The organism is Arthrobacter sorbitolis (assembly GCF_054510995.1).
Window position 1 is genome coordinate 21,174 of the sequence record NZ_JBTNDM010000002.1, and the last position, 17,072, is coordinate 38,245.

General features: G+C 70.5%; 19 protein-coding genes. 9 read left to right on the forward strand and 10 right to left on the reverse strand.

All coding sequences use genetic code 11. From position 1 onward, the window contains the following. Nucleotide 1: 1 nt before the first annotated feature. Both ACX80K_RS04645 and ACX80K_RS04650 read left to right on the forward strand, forming a co-directional pair. Complete coding sequence (locus tag ACX80K_RS04645) at nucleotides 2-1,471, forward strand: arabinose isomerase (RefSeq protein WP_459270706.1); 1,470 nt, start codon at nucleotides 2-4, stop codon at nucleotides 1,469-1,471. 60 nt (nucleotides 1,472-1,531) lie between these two features. After that, entirely contained in the window at nucleotides 1,532-1,864 is a 333-nt protein-coding gene (locus ACX80K_RS04650) for an L-rhamnose mutarotase (RefSeq protein WP_459270707.1), read from the forward strand. A gap of 90 nt (nucleotides 1,865-1,954) precedes the next feature. Here the strand turns inward: ACX80K_RS04650 and ACX80K_RS04655 are convergent, their stop codons facing one another. After that, complete coding sequence (locus ACX80K_RS04655) at nucleotides 1,955-2,374, reverse strand: hypothetical protein (protein WP_459270708.1); 420 nt, start codon at nucleotides 2,372-2,374, stop codon at nucleotides 1,955-1,957. Between the two features lie 389 nt (nucleotides 2,375-2,763). Between ACX80K_RS04655 and ACX80K_RS04660 the strand changes: the two genes are divergently transcribed. From ACX80K_RS04660 to ACX80K_RS04685, 6 genes are all read left to right on the forward strand, one after another. Next, nucleotides 2,764-3,633 carry a GAF domain-containing protein gene (locus tag ACX80K_RS04660; RefSeq protein WP_459270709.1) on the forward strand — a complete coding sequence of 290 codons (870 nt, stop codon included), beginning with the start codon at nucleotides 2,764-2,766 and terminating at the stop codon, nucleotides 3,631-3,633. A 186-nt stretch (nucleotides 3,634-3,819) separates the two neighbouring features. Further along, nucleotides 3,820-4,149, forward strand: a complete 330-nt coding sequence (locus ACX80K_RS04665) for a PadR family transcriptional regulator (protein WP_104182110.1) — start codon at nucleotides 3,820-3,822, stop codon at nucleotides 4,147-4,149. 2 nt (nucleotides 4,150-4,151) lie between these two features. After that, the gene (locus ACX80K_RS04670) at nucleotides 4,152-4,511 is read left to right on the forward strand and encodes a DUF1048 domain-containing protein (RefSeq protein WP_459271367.1); all 360 of its coding nucleotides are present in this window, start codon (nucleotides 4,152-4,154) and stop codon (nucleotides 4,509-4,511) included. After that, nucleotides 4,508-5,308 carry an ABC transporter ATP-binding protein gene (locus ACX80K_RS04675; RefSeq protein WP_459270710.1) on the forward strand — a complete coding sequence of 267 codons (801 nt, stop codon included), beginning with the start codon at nucleotides 4,508-4,510 and terminating at the stop codon, nucleotides 5,306-5,308. The genes ACX80K_RS04670 and ACX80K_RS04675 overlap by 4 nt, the downstream gene beginning before the upstream one ends. Next, entirely contained in the window at nucleotides 5,308-6,069 is a 762-nt protein-coding gene (locus tag ACX80K_RS04680) for an ABC transporter permease (RefSeq protein WP_459270711.1), read from the forward strand. Before ACX80K_RS04675 ends, ACX80K_RS04680 begins: the two co-directional genes overlap by 1 nt. Before the next feature lie 176 nt (nucleotides 6,070-6,245). Continuing rightward, the gene (locus tag ACX80K_RS04685; RefSeq protein ID WP_459270712.1) at nucleotides 6,246-6,629 is read left to right on the forward strand and encodes a helix-turn-helix domain-containing protein; all 384 of its coding nucleotides are present in this window, start codon (nucleotides 6,246-6,248) and stop codon (nucleotides 6,627-6,629) included. Between the two features lie 6 nt (nucleotides 6,630-6,635). Here ACX80K_RS04685 and ACX80K_RS04690 read toward each other — a convergent pair whose 3' ends face one another. After that, complete coding sequence (locus ACX80K_RS04690; protein WP_459270713.1) at nucleotides 6,636-7,247, reverse strand: ClpP family protease; 612 nt, start codon at nucleotides 7,245-7,247, stop codon at nucleotides 6,636-6,638. Next, nucleotides 7,244-7,858: a ClpP family protease gene (locus ACX80K_RS04695; protein WP_459270714.1), complete on the reverse strand. Its 615-nt coding sequence runs from the start codon at nucleotides 7,856-7,858 to the stop codon at nucleotides 7,244-7,246. The genes ACX80K_RS04690 and ACX80K_RS04695 overlap by 4 nt, the downstream gene beginning before the upstream one ends. Nucleotides 7,859-8,067: 209 nt before the next feature. Between ACX80K_RS04695 and ACX80K_RS04700 the strand changes: the two genes are divergently transcribed. Next, a complete protein-coding gene (locus ACX80K_RS04700) occupies nucleotides 8,068-9,558 on the forward strand; it encodes an aromatic amino acid ammonia-lyase (RefSeq protein ID WP_459270715.1) in 1,491 nt (496 codons plus the stop codon). A gap of 3 nt (nucleotides 9,559-9,561) precedes the next feature. Here the strand turns inward: ACX80K_RS04700 and ACX80K_RS04705 are convergent, their stop codons facing one another. The 7 genes from ACX80K_RS04705 to ACX80K_RS04735 form a co-directional block, all read right to left on the reverse strand. Continuing rightward, the gene (locus ACX80K_RS04705) at nucleotides 9,562-10,377 is read right to left on the reverse strand and encodes an HpcH/HpaI aldolase family protein (RefSeq protein WP_459270716.1); all 816 of its coding nucleotides are present in this window, start codon (nucleotides 10,375-10,377) and stop codon (nucleotides 9,562-9,564) included. Continuing rightward, complete coding sequence (gene hpaH, locus ACX80K_RS04710; protein WP_459270717.1) at nucleotides 10,362-11,147, reverse strand: 2-oxo-hept-4-ene-1,7-dioate hydratase; 786 nt, start codon at nucleotides 11,145-11,147, stop codon at nucleotides 10,362-10,364. The genes ACX80K_RS04705 and hpaH overlap by 16 nt, the downstream gene beginning before the upstream one ends. A gap of 92 nt (nucleotides 11,148-11,239) precedes the next feature. Next, on the reverse strand, nucleotides 11,240-12,319 hold the full coding sequence (gene hpaD, locus ACX80K_RS04715) for a 3,4-dihydroxyphenylacetate 2,3-dioxygenase (RefSeq protein ID WP_459270718.1): 1,080 nt from the start codon (nucleotides 12,317-12,319) through the stop codon (nucleotides 11,240-11,242). Between the two features lie 32 nt (nucleotides 12,320-12,351). Then, the gene (hpaE, locus tag ACX80K_RS04720; RefSeq protein WP_459270719.1) at nucleotides 12,352-13,890 is read right to left on the reverse strand and encodes a 5-carboxymethyl-2-hydroxymuconate semialdehyde dehydrogenase; all 1,539 of its coding nucleotides are present in this window, start codon (nucleotides 13,888-13,890) and stop codon (nucleotides 12,352-12,354) included. Nucleotides 13,891-13,971: 81 nt separating this feature from the next. Further along, nucleotides 13,972-14,676, reverse strand: a complete 705-nt coding sequence (locus ACX80K_RS04725; protein ID WP_459270720.1) for a GntR family transcriptional regulator — start codon at nucleotides 14,674-14,676, stop codon at nucleotides 13,972-13,974. After that, entirely contained in the window at nucleotides 14,669-16,135 is a 1,467-nt protein-coding gene (locus ACX80K_RS04730) for a fumarylacetoacetate hydrolase family protein (RefSeq protein ID WP_459270721.1), read from the reverse strand. The genes ACX80K_RS04725 and ACX80K_RS04730 overlap by 8 nt, the downstream gene beginning before the upstream one ends. Nucleotides 16,136-16,241: 106 nt before the next feature. Beyond that, entirely contained in the window at nucleotides 16,242-16,811 is a 570-nt protein-coding gene (locus ACX80K_RS04735; protein WP_459270722.1) for a DapH/DapD/GlmU-related protein, read from the reverse strand. Nucleotides 16,812-17,072: the final 261 nt, after the last annotated feature.

The following is a 17,072-nucleotide window of genomic DNA, read 5'->3' on the forward strand; positions in this document are numbered from 1 at the left end:
CATGACCGCCGACCCTCCGGTCCCGTCCGCCGCGCCGCTCGCGCTGTCCGGCCTGCTCGAACCGATCCGCCGCCGTCGCACGCGCCTCGGACTCGTCGCGGGAGGCCTCGGCGCGTACTGGCCGCAGTTCCCCGAGCTCCTGCCGCAGCTGCAGGAATCGGCGCGGTACGTCACCGCCCGCTTCGAGGCGCTCGACGCCGACGTGACCGACGTCGGCTTCGTGTCCGATGCGCGGGAGGCGGCGCTGGCCGCGGAGGAGCTCCGGCGGGCCGACTGCGACCTGATCGTCATCTTCCTCACCACCTACCTGACGTCGTCGATGGTCCTGCCGATCGCGCAGCGCTCGCAGACCCCGGTCCTCGTGATCGACCTGCAGCCCACCGAGGCCATGGACCACGCGAACTTCGACACCGGCAGATGGCTCGCCTACTGCGGGCAGTGCCCCGTACCGGAGGTCGCGAACGTCTTCAGGCGCGCGGGCATCCCGTTCCGGTCCGTGTCGGGCCACCTCACGCAGGAGTCCGCGTGGGAGCGCATCAACCAGTGGGTCCATGCCGCCGGGGTGCGCGGCCGGCTGCGGCACGCCCGCCACGGGCTGATGGGGCACGTGTACCCGGGCATGCTCGACGTCTCGACCGACCTCACCACCGTCTCGACGACGTTCGGCTCCCACGTGGAGGTGGTCGAGTTCGACGACCTCCGCGAGTTCGTGGGCGAGGTGACGGACGAGCAGGTCCGCGAGCGCGTGGCGCTGGCCCGCAGCCTCTTCACCGTGGACGGTTCCGTGAACGACGACGACTTCGCGTGGGGCGCGAGGGTCTCGGTGGGGCTCGACCGGCTCGTCGCCGAGTTCGACCTCGATTCCCTCGCCTACTACCACCGCGGCCTCGCGGGGGAACAGCACGAACGCCTGGGTGCCGGCATGATCCTCGGCGCCTCGATCCTCACCGCGCGCGGCGTCCCCATGGCGGGCGAGTACGAGCTGCGGACCTCGATCGCGATGCTCGCGGCCCAGGCCATGGGTGCCGGCGGGTCCTTCACCGAGATCCAGGCGCTCAACTTCTTCGACGACGTGGTGGAGATGGGCCACGACGGCCCCGCCCACCTCGCTGTGAGCGCAGCGGACCCGCTGCTGCGCGGACTCGGGGTGTACCACGGGAAGCGGGGGTGGGGCGTCTCGGTCGAGTTCGACGTACGCCACGGGCCCGTCACCACGTTCGGCATCGGCCAGGACCCGGACGGCTCCTACGTCTTCATCACCTCCGAGGGGACCGTGGTCCCCGGACCGCTGCTCGCGATCGGCAACACGACGTCGCGCGTGGACTTCGGGGGAGACCCCGGGCTGTGGGTGGACGAGTGGAGCCAGACGGGTATCGGACACCACTGGGCCCTCTGCGTGGGTCACCGCGCGGCCGACGTGAAGGCTGCCGCGTCCCTCCTCGGCGTCGAGCACCGCCACGTGGCGCTCTAGCGCCCCTCCCGCTGCCACCAATCGCCCTGAACCCCTGATACCTACGACGAACGGAGACCGATGGAACGCCTGTGCTTCCAGCTGCAGGTCAGGCCCGAGCTGATCCCCGAATACCGCGAGCGCCATGCTGCCATCTGGCCGGACATGGCACGTGCACTCAAGGACACCGGGTGGGACAACTACTCGCTCTTCCTGCGCCCGGACGGTTTGCTGATCGGGTACGTGGAGTGCGAGGACTTCGCTGCTTCCCAGGCCGCCATGGCGGGTACGGAGGTCAACGCCCGGTGGCAGGCCGAGATGGCGCCGTTCTTCGTGGCGCTCGAGGGCCGGCCCGACGAGGGCTTCCTCCGCCTCGACGAGGTCTTCCACCTCGAGGACCAGCTGCAGGGCTGAGAAGCCCCGGGCGGTACTCGGCGGGCGGTGTCGAGCGGTGCGGGGCCTGGAAGAGCATCGTCCGGCTTGCGGTGTTCAGCGGTGCGGTGTTCAGCCGCGCTGGGCATCACCCGTCGGGAGGCCGCGCGCCACGCGCAGCAGGGTGACGGCGAGCGTGCCCGCGACGGGGGTCCAGAGCGTCCGCTCCAGGCGCGACCGTGACGCGAGGTTCATGGCGGTGCCCAGCATCATGAGGGCGGAGGCCCCCGAGAGGATCCGGCGCCTCGTCGCCGCCCGTGGTCCCCTGCCGACCGTGACGAGGACGAGTGCTCCGTACATGACGGAGGCCACCGCACTCGACGCTCGATACCGCGCGGGCAGGGCACCCCGGTGCATACCTCCGTACGCAGCGCGCCCCCACGGCACGCCGGCGGCGAGAGCGGCCTGGAAGGCGGAGACGACGGCGAGGAGGAGGGCGGCGAGGGTTGCCGGGCCCTGCTGTGCGGTCGGGCGGAGCGGGCTTCTGGTCATGCTCGGATCGTAGCGAGGAATACCGTGCGGGAGGAGGGCCGGGGTGAAGCGCGACGAGTTTGGCGGCGTGCCCCTGCGCGGTGGAATGTGAGCATTTGCGCTGCAATCCACCAAGTTCCCGGTGGTGGACAGCAACACCGGCGTCTAGTAAGGACTCTCGGACGCTGTCACGCCGAAGCCCTCCGATCCGTAAAGCGCCTGATCAGAGGGCGTTCCGGGGCGGCAGGGCGGCCGGTGGAGGAGCGTGAAGGCCGGCGCGCCACGCACGTGCCCGGAGCGGGGTTCGGCAGGGAGCGGGAAGTCGCGTCGGTGGCAGGCGCTAGCGTAGGGGGTGGACCGGCATTCGTCCGGCGGACTCAACCACTGTGTGGTTCCTTGGAAGTGGCACCATGATCAGCCAGAACGTACAGCAGTGGGTGGCTGTTCAGACTCTCCGGACCGCGAATTTCGAGACCTCGTCCGTGTGGTTCACCTATGTGAGCTTCGGGGGGCAGCGTGACGTCCTCGAGGTCACCGCCTACCTCCAGGGGGTAGGGCGACTGCCCACCGCCGACCGGGACCTCGTCGCGCACGCCCTCAACGAGATGATCGACGACTGCGGGCTCCCCATGGACGGCGCCCACTACAGCACCATGGACGTCGCGGACATGTCGGGCTACGGGGACAATCTCCGCAGGCTCATCCTCGACCCCGACAGGTACAGGTTCGACCGCCCCGCGGCCACGGAGCCCCGCGGGATCTCCTGCGACGGCCGGGGCGTCGACGACACGGCGGAGCGCGAGGCGGAAGCCGAGGACCGGCGGTGCCGTGCCCTGTACGCGACGGGTCTGCTGGACACCGGAGCCGAAGACCGCTTCGACCGCATCACGCAGCGCGCGCGCCGGCATTTCGGGGTGAAGTCCGCCTCGATCGCCCTCATCGCCGAGGACCGGCAGTTCATCAAGTCCGTCGTCGGGCCCATCGGGAAGGACCTGCCCCGTGAGACCGCCCTCTGCGCCAGGACCATCGAGGCTTCCCGCACGCTGATCATCAGGGACGCCAGCACCGATCCCGGGTACCGGGACCACCCGCTCGTCGTCGACGGGCCGCACATCCGGTTCTATGCCGGGCACCCCATCGAGACGGTCGACGGGTGGAGGATCGGCTCGCTGTGCCTCATCGATGATCAGCCGCGTACCTTCGACGAGGACGAGGCGCGGGACCTCCGGCGCATGGTGCTGGACGTCCAGATCGAGATCTGGCTCGGCAGCACGCAGTAAGTACCCGACCGGCTCCCTGAGTCCGCCGGTCCGGCCCGACGCCGCCGAGCGCTGCGCCCCGCCTCCTCCGCCTCCGGGCTCCTCGCCGACCGGATCGACGGCTCTACTACTCCCTCTTGCTATGTACCGGTAGCCAGTGCTACTTTGTACCGGTATCAAGCGTCACTGAGTAGTTGGAGAGAGCCCATGGGCAAGCAAGCGACGGAGATGCTGAAGGGCACCCTCGAGGGGATCGTCCTCGCCCTCCTGTCCGGCAGGGCGGCATACGGGTACGAGATCACGGCCTGGTTGAGGGACCAGGGCTTCACGGACATCGCGGAGGGCACCATCTACGCGCTCCTGATCCGGAGCGAGCAGCGCGGCCTCGTCGACGTCGAGAAGGTCCCGTCGGAGAAGGGCCCGCCCCGCAAGGTCTACTCACTCAACGCGCAGGGGCAGGACTACCTCAACGAGTTCTGGAGGACATGGAGCTTCCTCTCTGAACGGCTCGAACAGCTCCGCGAAGGAGGACGGTGACCATGTGGATCGAGAAGATCGTCGGGGACCTCGGCGAGAAGAAACGCTACAAGGAGTACAGGGAGCGCGTCCGGCAGTTGCCCGACGGCTATCGCCAGGCGGCCGGCGCCCTCGAGCGCTACCTCCTCAACCTCGGGCCGAGCAACGACGGCAGCAGCCTCATCGCGATGCTCACCGACCTCGCCGACCTGCTCGAGCAGAGCGTCGCGGCGGGCACCCCGCTCCGCGACGTCGTCGGGTCGGACCCCGTCGGGTTCGCCGAGGAGTTCATGCAGAACTACGGCGGCGGGAGCTGGATCCGGAAGGAACGGGACCGGCTCGCCCAGGCGATCGACCGCGCCGAGGCGGAGGAACGGCCATGACCACGCACGCTCCTGCCATTCGTGTGACGGCGCTCGAGAAGTCCTACAAGGACCTGCAGGTCCTCCGAGGCGTCGACTTCGAGGTGGCCCGCGGCAGCATCTTCGCGCTGCTCGGCTCGAACGGCGCGGGCAAGACGACGGTCGTGAGGATCCTCTCCACACTGCTCGCGGCGGACGCCGGGACGGCGGCCGTCAACGGCTTCGACGTCTCCACCCGGGCAGCGGACGTGCGCGAATCCATCAGCCTCACCGGACAGTTCGCCGCCGTCGATGAGGTGCTCAGCGGACGCGAGAACCTCACGCTCGTGGCGAGGCTCCGGCACCTGAAGGATCCGGGCGGCATCGCCGATGATCTCCTGCGGCGCTTCGCGCTGACCGATGCGGGGGACCGCAGGGCCGCGACCTACTCCGGCGGGATGCGGCGTCGCCTGGACATCGCCATGAGCCTGATCGGCCACCCGCCGGTCATCTTCCTCGACGAGCCGACCACCGGCCTGGACCCCGAGGCGAGGCTCGAGGTGTGGCGCGCCATCCGGGAACTCGCACGACAGGGCACCACCGTGCTGCTGACCACCCAGTACCTGGACGAAGCCGAGCAGCTCGCGGACCGCATCGCCATCCTCCACGACGGCCGGATCATCGCCGACGGCACGCTCGCCGAGCTCAAGAAGCTCCTTCCCCCTGCCCGCATCGAGTACGTCGAGAAACAACCGACGCTCGAGGACGTGTTCCTCGCGATCATCGGCAGCGGGTCCGCGGGTGCCGCACCAGATCGATCGACCCGGAAGGAATCCTGATGAGCACGCACTTCGTCGGCGACACGGCCGCGCTGACCGGCCGGTCGCTGCGCCACATCTCCCGGAGCATGGACACCATCGTCACGACGGCGGTCATGCCCATCGCCATCATGCTCCTGTTCGTCTACGTGCTGGGAGGGGCGATCGACACCGGGTCCACCTCCTACGTGAACTACCTGCTGCCCGGCGTCCTGCTCATCACGATCGCCTCGGGCGTCGCCTACACCGCCTACCGGCTGTTCCTCGACCTGCAGAGCGGCATCTTCGAACGCTTCCAGTCCATGCCCATCGCCCGTTCGAGCATGCTGTGGGCGCACGTGCTGACGTCACTGGCCGCCAATCTCGTCTCGCTGGTCATCGTCGTCGGCGTAGCCCTCCTCATGGGCTTCCGGTCACCGGCCGGCGTCGGCGCCTGGCTCGGGGTCGCGGGCATGCTGGTGCTCTTCACGCTGGCCCTCACGTGGATGGCGGTGATCGCGGGCCTGTCCGCGAAGACCGTCGACGGCGCGAGCGCGTTCTCCTATCCGCTGATCTTCCTCCCGTTCGTCAGTTCGGCCTTCGCCCCGACGGAGTCCATGCCGGGCCCGGTGCGCTGGTTCGCCGAGAACCAGCCGGTCACGTCGATCGTCGACACCATCCGGAACCTGTTCGCACAGCAGCCGGTGAGCAGCGACATCTGGACCGCCCTAGCCTGGACCCTCGGACTCCTGGTCGTGGCCTACGCCGTCGCCACCGCCACCTACCGCCGCAGGACCGCCTGAGGCGGAACAGGCAGTGCGCATCACGGCGTCGATCCCACTGTTCGGGGACCCTGAGTGGGAATGTGCGAACATTCCCACTCACTGGGCATCGGACGCGGGATCGAGGCCCGGACAGGCGCTCTGCCCTGAGCAGAGCGGCCCCCACACGGGTCCCCGCAGGACTACAGTCGGGCTGCATGGGCGAGATTCTGTACTTTCCGTCACCTGCAGCCGGCGCACGACGGCGGGAGGTCCCGTCGCGCGGGGAGCGCCGGGCCGGAAGCCCTCCGGGGCGCCCGGACGAGGACGGCCGGGGGCGAGAACCGCTGCTGCGCGAGGCCTACGGCGACGTGCTGCGGGACCTCCGCCTGGACCGCGGCGAACGGCTGGCCGACGTCGCGGGCAGGGCGGCCATCTCGCCGCAGTACCTCTCGGAGATCGAACGGGGTCGCAAGGACGCCTCGTCGGAGATCCTCGCGGCCATCGCCCGGTCGCTCGGCGTGACGGTGAGGACGCTGAGCTCCCATGCCACGGCCCGCATGGCGCGGACCGGCTCCTCCCGGGTCGACCTCGCGGCCTGAGTGCCCCTACCCGGGCAGATCCGTCTTCCGGTACTCGACCACCGTGTCGACCACCCCGTAGGCAACGGCCTGTCCGGCGTCGAGGACGAGGTTCCGGTCGGTGTCCCGCCGGATGTCCGCCACCGTCCGCCCGGTGTGCCGGGCGAGGAGTTCGTCCAGGACGGCCTTGATCCGCTCCACCTCGTCGGCCTCGAGGATGAGGTCCGGGATGGTCCCTCTGCCCGTGTCGATCGTCGGCTGATGCAGTACCACGCGGCCCCGCGGGAGGATGGAGCGGGCACCGCGCTCACCCCCGGCGAGCAGCACCGCCGCCGTGAAGGTCGCCTGCCCGATGCAGGTGGTGCGGACCGGGGGAGTGACGTACTGCATCGCGTCGTAGACGGCGAGCATGGCACTGATGGAACCGCCCGGTGAGTTGATGTACAGGTCGATCGGCAGCGACGCGCTCGCGGACTCCAGATGCAGCAGCTGCGCGATCAGCGCATTCGCCACCCCGTCATCGAGGGGAGTGCCGAGGTAGATGATGCGCTCGGTCAGCAGGCTGCTGTAGATGTCGAGGGTCTGCTGCGAGCCGTTGCCGTGGCGCACGGTGACGTAGGGGATGGCGTAGGTGCTCATCGCACGCCTCCCAGACTGACCGGGGGGCGCCGGCCCGGCCGGATGTCGTCGAGGTGGTCGATCACCCGGTCCACGAACCCGTACTCCCGCGCTTCGGCCGCCGTGAACCAGCGGTCGCGCAGCGAGTCGGCCGTGACACGTTCGAGCGGCTGGCCCGTGTCCGCGGCGATGAGCCCGAGTACCGTGTCCCGCGTGTGCCGGAGGTCCTCGGCCTGGATGGCGATGTCCATCGCGGTGCCGCCGATCCCGCCGGAGCCCTGATGCAGCAGGATGCGGGCGTGGGGCAGCGCGAACCGCTTGCCCCGTGTGCCGGCGCTCAGGAGGAACTGCCCGGCGCTGAGGGCGAGTCCGAGGACGACGGTGGAGACGTCGTTCGGGATGAGGCGCAGGACGTCGCGGATGGCGAGCATCGCGGGGACGGACCCACCGGGGGAGTTGATCCACAGGCTGATGTCGCGCTGCGGGTCCTCGGCCGAGAGCAGCATCAGCTGCGTGCACAGCCGGTTGCCGCCTTCCTGGTCCAGTTCGGTGCCGAGCAGCAGGATCCGGTGGCTCATGAGCTGCTGGGTGAGGGTGTCGTCGAGGGATGGGGGTCTGCGTTCGTCGGTCATGACCCCACCCTCGTCCCGCCGGTGCGTCCGGACAACGGCGCGCTGCCGAGGGCAGATCTGCCGGCCGCTGCGGATGGGCCCAGGCGACGGCGCGACCGTCGGGCGGGGTCCCCGGCGTCCCCGGGCCTCCCGCCGCCGGCCGGGTGGGAGTACAGTGTCGCCACGATCCAAGGAACGATCATCGGCTGGCTCGAGCCCGGGAGGCGACGATGGACCAGGTCACCGTCGACGACCGGCCGCTGTCCCTCGAGGAACTCCTCGCCGTCGTCGACGGCGCGCAGGTGCGGCTCGGCGACGTGGCACGGGCGCGGATCGCGGCGGCCCGCGCACTGGTCGACGAGGCGCTGGCCTCGGGCGCCCCGGTCTACGGCCTCACCACCGAGGTGGGGCACGGCAAGGACCGGCGGGTACGCCGGGAGGACGTCGAACGGCAGCAGCTGATGCTCATCGCCACCCACGGCGGGGCCTTCGGTCCGCCGCTCCCACAGGAGGTCGTCCGCGCGGCCATGGTCGTGCGTCTGAACGGGATGGCGAGAGGCGGTTCCGGGGCCGGCCTCGCGGCGGCGGAGATCCTGGTCTCGATGCTCGACGCGGGTGTGCACCCGGTCCTGCCCGGGACGGGCTCCGTCGGGGCCGCGGACATCGCCCACATGGCCGGCATCGCGCAGGTGGCCGTCGGTGCCGGCACGGCGGAGTACGGCGGCGAGACCCTGCCGGGTGGGGAGGCGCTGCGCCGAGCGGGGATCCCACCGCTCCACCTCGAAGGGAAGGACGGCCTCGCACTGATCTCCTCGAACGGGGTCTCGGTGGGGCACGGCGCCATCGTGACCGCCGGAGCGGGCCGGGTCGCCGACGCCGTCGACGAAGCGGCGGCCCTCTCCCTCGAGGCGACGGGCGGCAATCCGTCCATCGTGCTGCCCGCCGTCGGACGCGCCAAGCCGTACCCCGGCCAGATCGCCGCTGCGGCGCACCTCCTGGCGCTGCTGGACGGCAGCCGCCTCCTGGACGCGGCAGGACCGCGGTCCGTCCAGGACGCGCTGTCGTTCCGGGTGGCCCCGCAGGTCCACGGCGCACTGCGCGAGTTCCTGGACATCACGCGGCGCGCGGTGGAGATCGAGCTGAACGCGGCGAGCGACAACCCCCTGGCCGACGTCGCATCCGGCACCCTCATCAGCAACGGCAACTTCCACCCCATCGTGATGGCGGTCTCCTTCGACGCGTTGCGCGTGGCGCTCGCCCACGCGGGCCAACTCAGCGAGCGGCGCATGAGCCACCTCTGGGACGCCGTCATGGCGGTCCTGGAGCGGGGGGCTCCACCGCCGTCGGGCGGCCCCGCATCGCTGCCGGGCGTCCAGCTCCGGTACGCGGCCTCGGCATCCTTCACGGCCCTCCGACAGCTGGCGGCCCCCGCGACCCTGGACTCGACCATCCTCGACCGGGGCATCGAGGACCACGCCACAGGCGCTGTCCTCGCCGTCGGGAAGACCGGAGAAGCCCTCGGACTGCTCGCGGACATCCTCGCGATCGAGGTCCTCCTGGCCGTCGACCTGCTCGACCTGTCGTCCGCCGGAGGGCTCGATCCGCCCGCCGGTCTGGGCCGCGGGGCCACCCGGGCAGTGCGCCTGGCGCACGAGGCGGCCGTGGGGGCTGCCTCCGCAGCCGACGTGCACCGCGGGCTGCGGGAGCGGTTCCCGTCCTAGCGGTCAGTAGCTCGCGGGGGAGGTGCCGCCGTGGTCGTCGGCGGCGGGCGGGATGAAGGTCGCGGCGAGGGCTTCGGAGCCGCGGGCGAGGAGGGCGACGTCGGCCCCGACGAGGACGAAGCGGGCGCCGGTGTCGAGGTAGCGTCGGGCGGTCGTCGGGGTGAAGGCGTTGACGCCGGCCGGTTTCCCTGCCCGCGCGGCGGCGGCGAGGCAGTGCTCGACGGCGGCGCGGACGTCGGGGTGTTCCTGCTGGCCGAGCAGCCCCATGGAGGCGGCGAGGTCGGAGGGTCCGACGAAGATCGCGTCGAGGCCGTCGACGGCGAGGATCGAGTCCACGGCCTCGACGGCGGCCGTGGACTCGATCTGCACGGTCAGGCTGATCGTCGACGCCGCGGAGGCCAGGTAGTCCGGGATTCGATTCCAGCGTGCTGCGCGGGCCAGTGCGGAACCGACGCCGCGCACCCCCTCGGGCGGGTAGCGGGTGGCGGCGACGGCGGCCCGCGCGTCCGCGACGGAGTGCACCATGGGGATCAGGAGGTTCTGCGCGCCGAGGTCGAGGTACTGCTTGATGAGGACGGGGTCGTTGACGGGCGGCCGGACGAGGGCCTGGACCGGGTAGCCGTGGACGGCCTGCAGCTGGGCGAGGATTGATTCGAGGCCGTTGGGGCTGTGCTCGGCGTCGATCAGGAGCCAGTCGAGGCCGGAACCGGCGCAGATCTCCGCAACGAGCGGGCTGCCCGAGCACACCCACATGCCGGCCAGTGGACGGGCGGATGCGGCCAGTGCGTCGGCGAAGGTGGGGGCTAGACGAAGCGGCATGTGACGGCTCCCAGGGGTCCGTAGTCGGCGTGGACGGTGTCGCCCCGGTCCACCCAGAGCGGGCGCGTGAAGGAGCCGGCGAGGATGATGTCGCCGGCCTTCAGGCCGTCGCCGTGGGCGGCGATCTTGTTGGCGAGCCAGTGCACGCCCGCGGCGGGATGGTCGAGCACCCCGGCGGCCACCCCGGTCTCCTCGACGACCTGGTTCTTGTAGAGGATGGCGGACACCCAGCGGAGGTCGACGGCGTCGGGGCGCACCGGGCGTCCGCCGACCACCATCGCGCCCATCGCCGCATTGTCCGAGATGGTGTCCACGATGGTTCGGCCCTCCATCTCGATGCGCGAGTCGAGGATCTCCAGGGCGGGCGCCACGTAGTCGGTGGCGTCGAGGACGTCGAAGATGCTGCAGCCGGGCCCGGCGAGATCGTCCTTCAGGACGAACGCGAGCTCCACCTCGACCCGCGGCCGCGTATATGCGTCCCACGGAACGGAGCACCCGGTCTCCAGGACCATGTCGTCGAAGACCGCCCCGTAGTCGGGCTCGGTGATCCCGGTGGCCGCCTGCATGGCCCGCGAGGTGAGCCCGATCTTCCGGCCCACGAGCGTGCGGCCGGCATCCTCGTTGCGCTGCCGCCAGAGCCGCTGCACGGCATAGGCGTCCTCCACCGTCATCCCCGGGTAGCGGGCGGTCAGCAGCGGCACCGGCGTGCGGGTGCGGGCGGCGTCGACGAGCTCGTCGGCGATGGACTCGATGATCGCGGGGTCAAGCATTGTGCGTACTCCTCAGGTGTTCGGGCAGCTCAGGGGATGTTCCGGGGCCGGTCCCGCAGCTGGAGGGCGGGACCGGCGACGGGGTGAGCGGTTCAGAGCTGGGTGCCGAGCTTGAAGCCCTCGGCCGCGCCGTCGTCGTCCCTGCGCGTGTAGGAGAAGCCGTCGGCGCCGACGGTCACGGCCATCTCGCTCTTGTCCTCGCGTTCGACGACGGGCTGGGGGGTGCCGTCGAGGTCCAGGACGAGGGAGGCCTCCGAGTACCAGGACGGGACGACGGGGTTGCCCCACCAGTCGCGGCGCTGGTTGTCGTGGACGTCCCAGGTGATGGTCGGGTTGTCCGGGTCGCCGGTGTAGTAGTCCTGGCAGTAGATCTCGATGCGGTGGCCGTCCGGGTCGAGGATGTAGAGGTAGAACGCGTTGGAGACGCCGTGGCGTCCGGGCCCGCGTTCGATGCGGTCGCTGATCCGCAGGGCGCCCATCTTGTCGCAGATCTGGATGATGTTGTGCTTCTCGTGCGTGGCGAAGGCGACGTGGTGCATGCGGGGACCGTTGCCCCCGGTCAGGGCGGTGTCGTGCACGGTCTGCTTGCGGTGCATCCACACGGCGTAGGTGACACCGTCGGAGTCCTGGATGTCCTCGGAGACGCGGAAGCCGAGGTCCTCGAGGTACGCCCGTCCCCGCGGGACGTCCGGCGTCACCTGGTTGAAGTGGTCGAGCCGGACGAGCTCACCCGCGGAATAGAGGTCGTAGCGCTGGGTCAGGCGCTCCACGTGCTCGACGTCGTAGAAGAACTCGTAGGGGAAGCCCAGCGGATCCTCGACGCGGACCGAGTCCCCGACGCCCTTCGTGAAGCCGTCCCGGCGGCGCTCGGTCCGGCAGCCGAGCTCACGGTAGTACGCCTCGGCGGCGTCGACCTCTGCCGGTGACTTCACCCGGTACGCGAAGGCCGCGACGGCGGCGACCGGACCTCGCCGGAGCACCAGGTTGTGGTGGATGAACTCCTCGAGGGAGCGCAGGTAGATCGCGTTCTCGTCCTCCTCGGTGACGTGCAGGCCGAGGACGTCGACGTAGAACTCACGGGAGCGGGCGAGGTCGGTGACCACGATCTCCATGTACGCGCAGCGGACGATGTCCGGGGCGGGGACCGAGGGCGTGGGGATGGGCTGGGCCATGGCGGTTCTCTCTTCGTCGAGCGGACAGATGGTCAGCCTTCGTCGGCTGCGGAGTCTGCGATGCTGCCGAACTTCGGCGTGTGGACGGTGCCGAGCGTGATGTGCACGGCCTGCTGGTCGGTGTAGAAATCGATGGAGCGGTAGCCGCCCTCATGGCCGAGCCCGGAGGCCTTGACGCCGCCGAAGGGCGTGCGGAGGTCGCGGACGTTGTGGCTGTTGAGCCACACCATCCCGGCCTCGACGCTCTGCGCGAAGGTGTGGGCGCGCGTCAGGTCCGTCGTCCACACGTAGGCCGCGAGCCCGTAGCGCGTGTTGTTGGCGAGGTCCAGGGCCTCGGCGTCGGTGTCGAACGGGGTGATGGCGACCACGGGGCCGAAGATCTCCTCCTGGAAGATCCGCGCGTCGGGGGAGACGTCCGCGAACACCGTGGGGGCGATGTAGTTGCCGTGCGGGAGGTGCTCCGGGCGGCCGCCGCCGGCGAGGAGGCGGCCCTCCGTCTTGCCGATCTCCACGTACGAGGCCACCTTCTCGAAGTGCTCCGGATGCACGAGCGCGCCGACCTCGGTCCTCGGGTCGTGCGGGTCGCCGACGACGATGGTCCTCGCCCGGGCGGCGTACTTCTGGCAGAACTCCTCGTACACGCCGCGCTCCACGAGGATGCGGGAGCCGGCGGTGCAGCGCTCACCGTTGAGGGAGAACACCCCGAACAGGGCCGAGTCGATCGCGGCGCCGAGGTCCGCGTCGGCGAAGACGATGCAGGGCGACTTCCCGCCGAGCTCCATCGAGAGTCCCTTGAGGTTCGCCGCCGCATTCCGGAAGATCGTCTGGCCCGTGGTCGTCTCGCCCGTGAAGGAGATCAGGGGCACATCCGGGTGCTTCACGAGGGCGTCGCCGGCCTCCTCGCCGAGTCCGTTGACGAGGTTGAACACGCCGTCGGGCAGGCCTGCGTCCTTGAAGATCTGCGCCCAGAGCGAGGCGGAGAGAGGTGTGAACTCGGCAGGTTTCAGGACCACGGTGTTGCCCGTCGCCAGCGCGGGGGCGAGCTTCCAGGACTCCAGCATGAAGGGCGTGTTCCACGGCGTGATGAGCCCGGCGACGCCGATCGGCTTCCGGTTCACGTAGTTGATCTGGGAGCCGGGGACCTTCATGGCGTCGTCGAACTGGGCCACGATCAGGTCCGCGAAGAAGCGGAAGTTCTCGGCGGCACGCAGCGCCTGGCCCTTGGCCTGCGTGATGGGCAGGCCGGTGTCGAAGGTCTCCAGGTCGGCGAGCCGCTCCTCCTGCGCCTCGACGGCGTCCGCGATCCGGTTGAGCACGCGCGCCCGTTCGCGGGGCTTCATGCGGGGCCACGGACCATTCGTGAACGCTTCGCGGGCGGCGGCGACCGCCAGGTCGATGTCCTCCTGCTGTCCGGCGGCCGCCGTGGCGTAGGGGGTGTTGGACACGGGGTCGAGGACGTCGAACGTCTTCCCGCCGATCGAGTCGACGAAGCGGCCGCCGATGTAGTGCTGGATGGTGGAGGGCAGCCCCTCCGGGATGTACTGCTCGGTCGCGGCGCCGGTCGTCGTCATCGGTGGGTCCTCACGGTGGTTCTGGACGGTGGTTCTGGACGGTTGTTCTGGACGGGGTTCGGACAGGGATCCTGAACGCGGTCAGGGGTGCGTGTCGTGGGTGTGCGTGTCGTGGGCGTGCGCCAGGTACGCGTCGAGCGTGGCGCTGCGGTGGGATCGGGCGGCACGCTCGATCTCATCGGCGTCGGCCGATTCCTCGATCAGGCGCAGCAAGCCCTCGTGTTCCTCCACCGAGGCGCGGGCGCGGCCGGGGACGAAGCGGAAGGTCGAGGACCGCAGCGACGCCAGGCGGTTCCAGCCCCGGTGCACGAGGTCCAGGAGGTGCGGATTCGGGCAGCGCTCGAAGAGGATGGCGTGGAACTCCTGGTTCAGCCGCGTGAAGCGCAGCGGGTCGAAGTGCTGCAGGCAGGCCCGCATCTCCTCGTTCACCGCGCGGGCGCGCGCGATGTCTGCAGCGCCGATGAGGGGAGCGGACAGCGCGGTCGCGGCGCCTTCGACGAGGCTCAGGGTCTGCATCGTGTACTGGTACTCGGTGGGGTCGATGCCCGCGACCGTCGCTCCCACGTTGCGCTGGAAGGTCACCAGGCCCTCCGCCTCGAGGCGGCGGATCGCCTCCCGCACGGGCACCACGCTCACGCCGAGGTCCTGGGCGATCGCCGCGAGCACGAGGCGGTGCCCGGGCGGATAGGTGCCGTCCACGATCCGGGCTGTCACGGCGGCATACGCCTGCTGGGACTTGCTGCCCTCCGCCGGGGCGTCCCTGGCGGGTCCTGCCACCTCAGTCATCGGACCTCCCCGCCTGCTCCGTCTCGTACCGCGCCCGCCAGGCGGCGTTCAGCGGGTAGAGACCGTCCACGCCGTGCCCCTCGGCGACCATCCGGGCGATGAAGGTCTCCTCGCGCTCCTGCGCGACGGATTCGTCGGCGAGCTCGGCGGCGAGTGCGGGCGGGATGACGAGGATGCCGTCGGCGTCCGCGACGATGATGTCGCCGGGCTGGACGGTGGTGCCGCCGCACGCGATGGTGACGTCGGTGTCCCACGGGATGTGGCGGCGCCCGAGCACCGCGGGGTGGGGGTTGGCGTAGTAGGTGGGCATGTCCATGGCGGCCACCGTCGCGAAGTCGCGGACGCCGCCGTCGGTGATGATCGCTGCGGCGCCCCTCACCTGTGCGCGGAGGGCGAGGATGTCCCCGATGGTGCCGGTGCCCTTCTCGCCACGGGCCTCCATCACGAGGATCTCGCCCTCGTTCACCGTGTCGATCGCCCGCTTCTGGGCGTTGTAGCCCCCGCCGTGCTCCTTGAACAGGTCCTCCCGGTTCGGCACGTACCGCAGGGTGCGTGCCAGGCCGACCACGCGCCTGCCGGGCTGTGTGGAGGTGAGGCCGTCGATGCTGACGTTGTTCAGGCCGCGCTTGCGCAGTTGGGAGGAGAGCGTGGCGGTGGAGACGCCCTCGAGCCTCGCCTTCAGCTCCGGTGTCAGCACCACCTGCGACACGGGCGCAGGTAGTCCCGCCGCTTCGCGGGATCCGTACGCCTCCTCCCGCTGGACGTCATCGGTCTTCGGCCGGGCACCGAATTCGGCCAGCGGCGTCGTCCCCCCGCTCACGGTCGTGGTGAGCCGTCCCGTGGAGAGGGCGCCCGCGCTGACCTCGACCTCGAGGAGGTCACCGGGGACGGCGACGGACGCCCCGGCCGGTGTCCCGGAGAGGATGATGTCGCCCGGCTCGAGGGTCATCAGCTGCGACAGGTCGGCGACGAGCCGGGAGAAGGGGAAGAGGAGGTCGGCGGTGGTGTCGTCCTGGACGAGGGCGCCGTTGTGCCAGGTGCGGATGCGGAGGTCTCCGGGATCGACGGCGGCTGCGGGCAGGAGGCCCGGACCCACGGGGGTGAAGCCGTCGCCGCCCTTGGAGCGGAGGTTGGAGCCCTTGTCGGCGTAGCGGAGGTCGTAGACGCCGAGGTCGTTGCTCGCGGTCACCCAGCCGACGTGGCCCCAGGCGTCCGTGGGGGAGACCCTGCGGGCGGCCGTGCCGATGACGAGTGCGATCTCGCCCTCGAAGCCCAGCAGCTCACAGCCGGCAGGGCGCTCGACCGCGGAACCGGACAGGGCGAGGGACGACGACGGCTTGAGGAAGTAGGAAGGCTGCTCCGGGGTGCGACCCCGCTGGGCGGCCCGGCTGGGGTAGTTGATGTGCACCGCGATGACCTTGCGGGCTACGGCCAGAATGCCCTCGTCGACCTGTTCCACCCGCGGCTCCTCATCGAGTACGAAATCGTATACGAAGGGTAGGCAGGCGCCGGAGGGCGCGTCAAGAGCGGGCTGCGAATCCCCGCCGTCGCGCGGCCGCGGATCCCTAGCGGGGCACCGTGCGGACGACGCGCGCCGGTGACCCCACGACGACGGCGTCGGCCGGAACGTCCTTCGTGACGACCGCGGCGGCTGCGACGACGGCGTTGTCCCCGATGGTCACGCCCGGCAGGATCGTCGCGTTCGACCCGATCCAGACGTTGCGACCGACGACGATGCGCGCGGGGTGCATGTCGGCGCGTCTGCCGGGGGCGAGATCGTGGTTGAGCGTCGCCAGCACGGTGTTGTGCCCGATGAGGGTGTCGTCGCCGATGACCACGCCGCCCTGGTCCTGGAACGTGCAGCCGGCGTTGATGAAGACCCGTTTCCCGAGGGTGATGTTCCTCCCGAAATCGGAATAGAACGGCGGGAAGACCGTCACCGACGGGTCGATCGGTTTCCCTGTCAGCTGGGACAGGAGATGCAGCACCCGCTCCGGTTCCTGGTATCCGCTGTTGAGTTCACCGGTGATGCGCAGGGCGGCCTGGCTTGCCGCATGCATCGCCAGGTGCAGGGGCGAACCGGCGGTGATCGTCTCGCCGGCCGTCAATGCGTCCAGTAGATCGTCGAGTTCCATGGTTCCTTCCTCGGAGGTGGCGGCGTGGTCGTGGCACGGCCGGGAGGCGGCCGAACCGCACCGGTCCATCGTCACACGGGCCCGCCGACCGCCGGCAGGGGTCGGTCGTCCGGCGGGCAGGACAGGCGTCGGTCGCCCGGCGGGCAGGATCCGGGCACAGTCCCCCTTCCGTGTGCCAGAGGGTGCCAGTATCCGCGGGGGCTGGGCGGGCCACCTGCGAGGACCTAGGCTGATGCCGAAGTCGGGTCGACGAAGGGGTGC

What these genes read in the sequence shown, in the direction of transcription:
- ACX80K_RS04645 (WP_459270706.1), top strand. Translation starts at nt 2, where the DNA reads ATGACCGCCGACCCTCCGGTCCCGTCCGCCGCGCCGCTCGCGCTGTCC.
- ACX80K_RS04650 (WP_459270707.1), top strand. Translation starts at nt 1,532, where the DNA reads ATGGAACGCCTGTGCTTCCAGCTGCAGGTCAGGCCCGAGCTGATCCCC.
- ACX80K_RS04655 (WP_459270708.1), bottom strand. Translation starts at nt 2,374, where the DNA reads ATGACCAGAAGCCCGCTCCGCCCGACCGCACAGCAGGGCCCGGCAACC.
- ACX80K_RS04660 (WP_459270709.1), top strand. Translation starts at nt 2,764, where the DNA reads ATGATCAGCCAGAACGTACAGCAGTGGGTGGCTGTTCAGACTCTCCGG.
- ACX80K_RS04665 (WP_104182110.1), top strand. Translation starts at nt 3,820, where the DNA reads ATGGGCAAGCAAGCGACGGAGATGCTGAAGGGCACCCTCGAGGGGATC.
- ACX80K_RS04670 (WP_459271367.1), top strand. Translation starts at nt 4,152, where the DNA reads ATGTGGATCGAGAAGATCGTCGGGGACCTCGGCGAGAAGAAACGCTAC.
- ACX80K_RS04675 (WP_459270710.1), top strand. Translation starts at nt 4,508, where the DNA reads ATGACCACGCACGCTCCTGCCATTCGTGTGACGGCGCTCGAGAAGTCC.
- ACX80K_RS04680 (WP_459270711.1), top strand. Translation starts at nt 5,308, where the DNA reads ATGAGCACGCACTTCGTCGGCGACACGGCCGCGCTGACCGGCCGGTCG.
- ACX80K_RS04685 (WP_459270712.1), top strand. Translation starts at nt 6,246, where the DNA reads ATGGGCGAGATTCTGTACTTTCCGTCACCTGCAGCCGGCGCACGACGG.
- ACX80K_RS04690 (WP_459270713.1), bottom strand. Translation starts at nt 7,247, where the DNA reads ATGAGCACCTACGCCATCCCCTACGTCACCGTGCGCCACGGCAACGGC.
- ACX80K_RS04695 (WP_459270714.1), bottom strand. Translation starts at nt 7,858, where the DNA reads ATGACCGACGAACGCAGACCCCCATCCCTCGACGACACCCTCACCCAG.
- ACX80K_RS04700 (WP_459270715.1), top strand. Translation starts at nt 8,068, where the DNA reads ATGGACCAGGTCACCGTCGACGACCGGCCGCTGTCCCTCGAGGAACTC.
- ACX80K_RS04705 (WP_459270716.1), bottom strand. Translation starts at nt 10,377, where the DNA reads ATGCCGCTTCGTCTAGCCCCCACCTTCGCCGACGCACTGGCCGCATCC.
- hpaH (WP_459270717.1), bottom strand. Translation starts at nt 11,147, where the DNA reads ATGCTTGACCCCGCGATCATCGAGTCCATCGCCGACGAGCTCGTCGAC.
- hpaD (WP_459270718.1), bottom strand. Translation starts at nt 12,319, where the DNA reads ATGGCCCAGCCCATCCCCACGCCCTCGGTCCCCGCCCCGGACATCGTC.
- hpaE (WP_459270719.1), bottom strand. Translation starts at nt 13,890, where the DNA reads ATGACGACGACCGGCGCCGCGACCGAGCAGTACATCCCGGAGGGGCTG.
- ACX80K_RS04725 (WP_459270720.1), bottom strand. Translation starts at nt 14,676, where the DNA reads ATGACTGAGGTGGCAGGACCCGCCAGGGACGCCCCGGCGGAGGGCAGC.
- ACX80K_RS04735 (WP_459270722.1), bottom strand. Translation starts at nt 16,811, where the DNA reads ATGGAACTCGACGATCTACTGGACGCATTGACGGCCGGCGAGACGATC.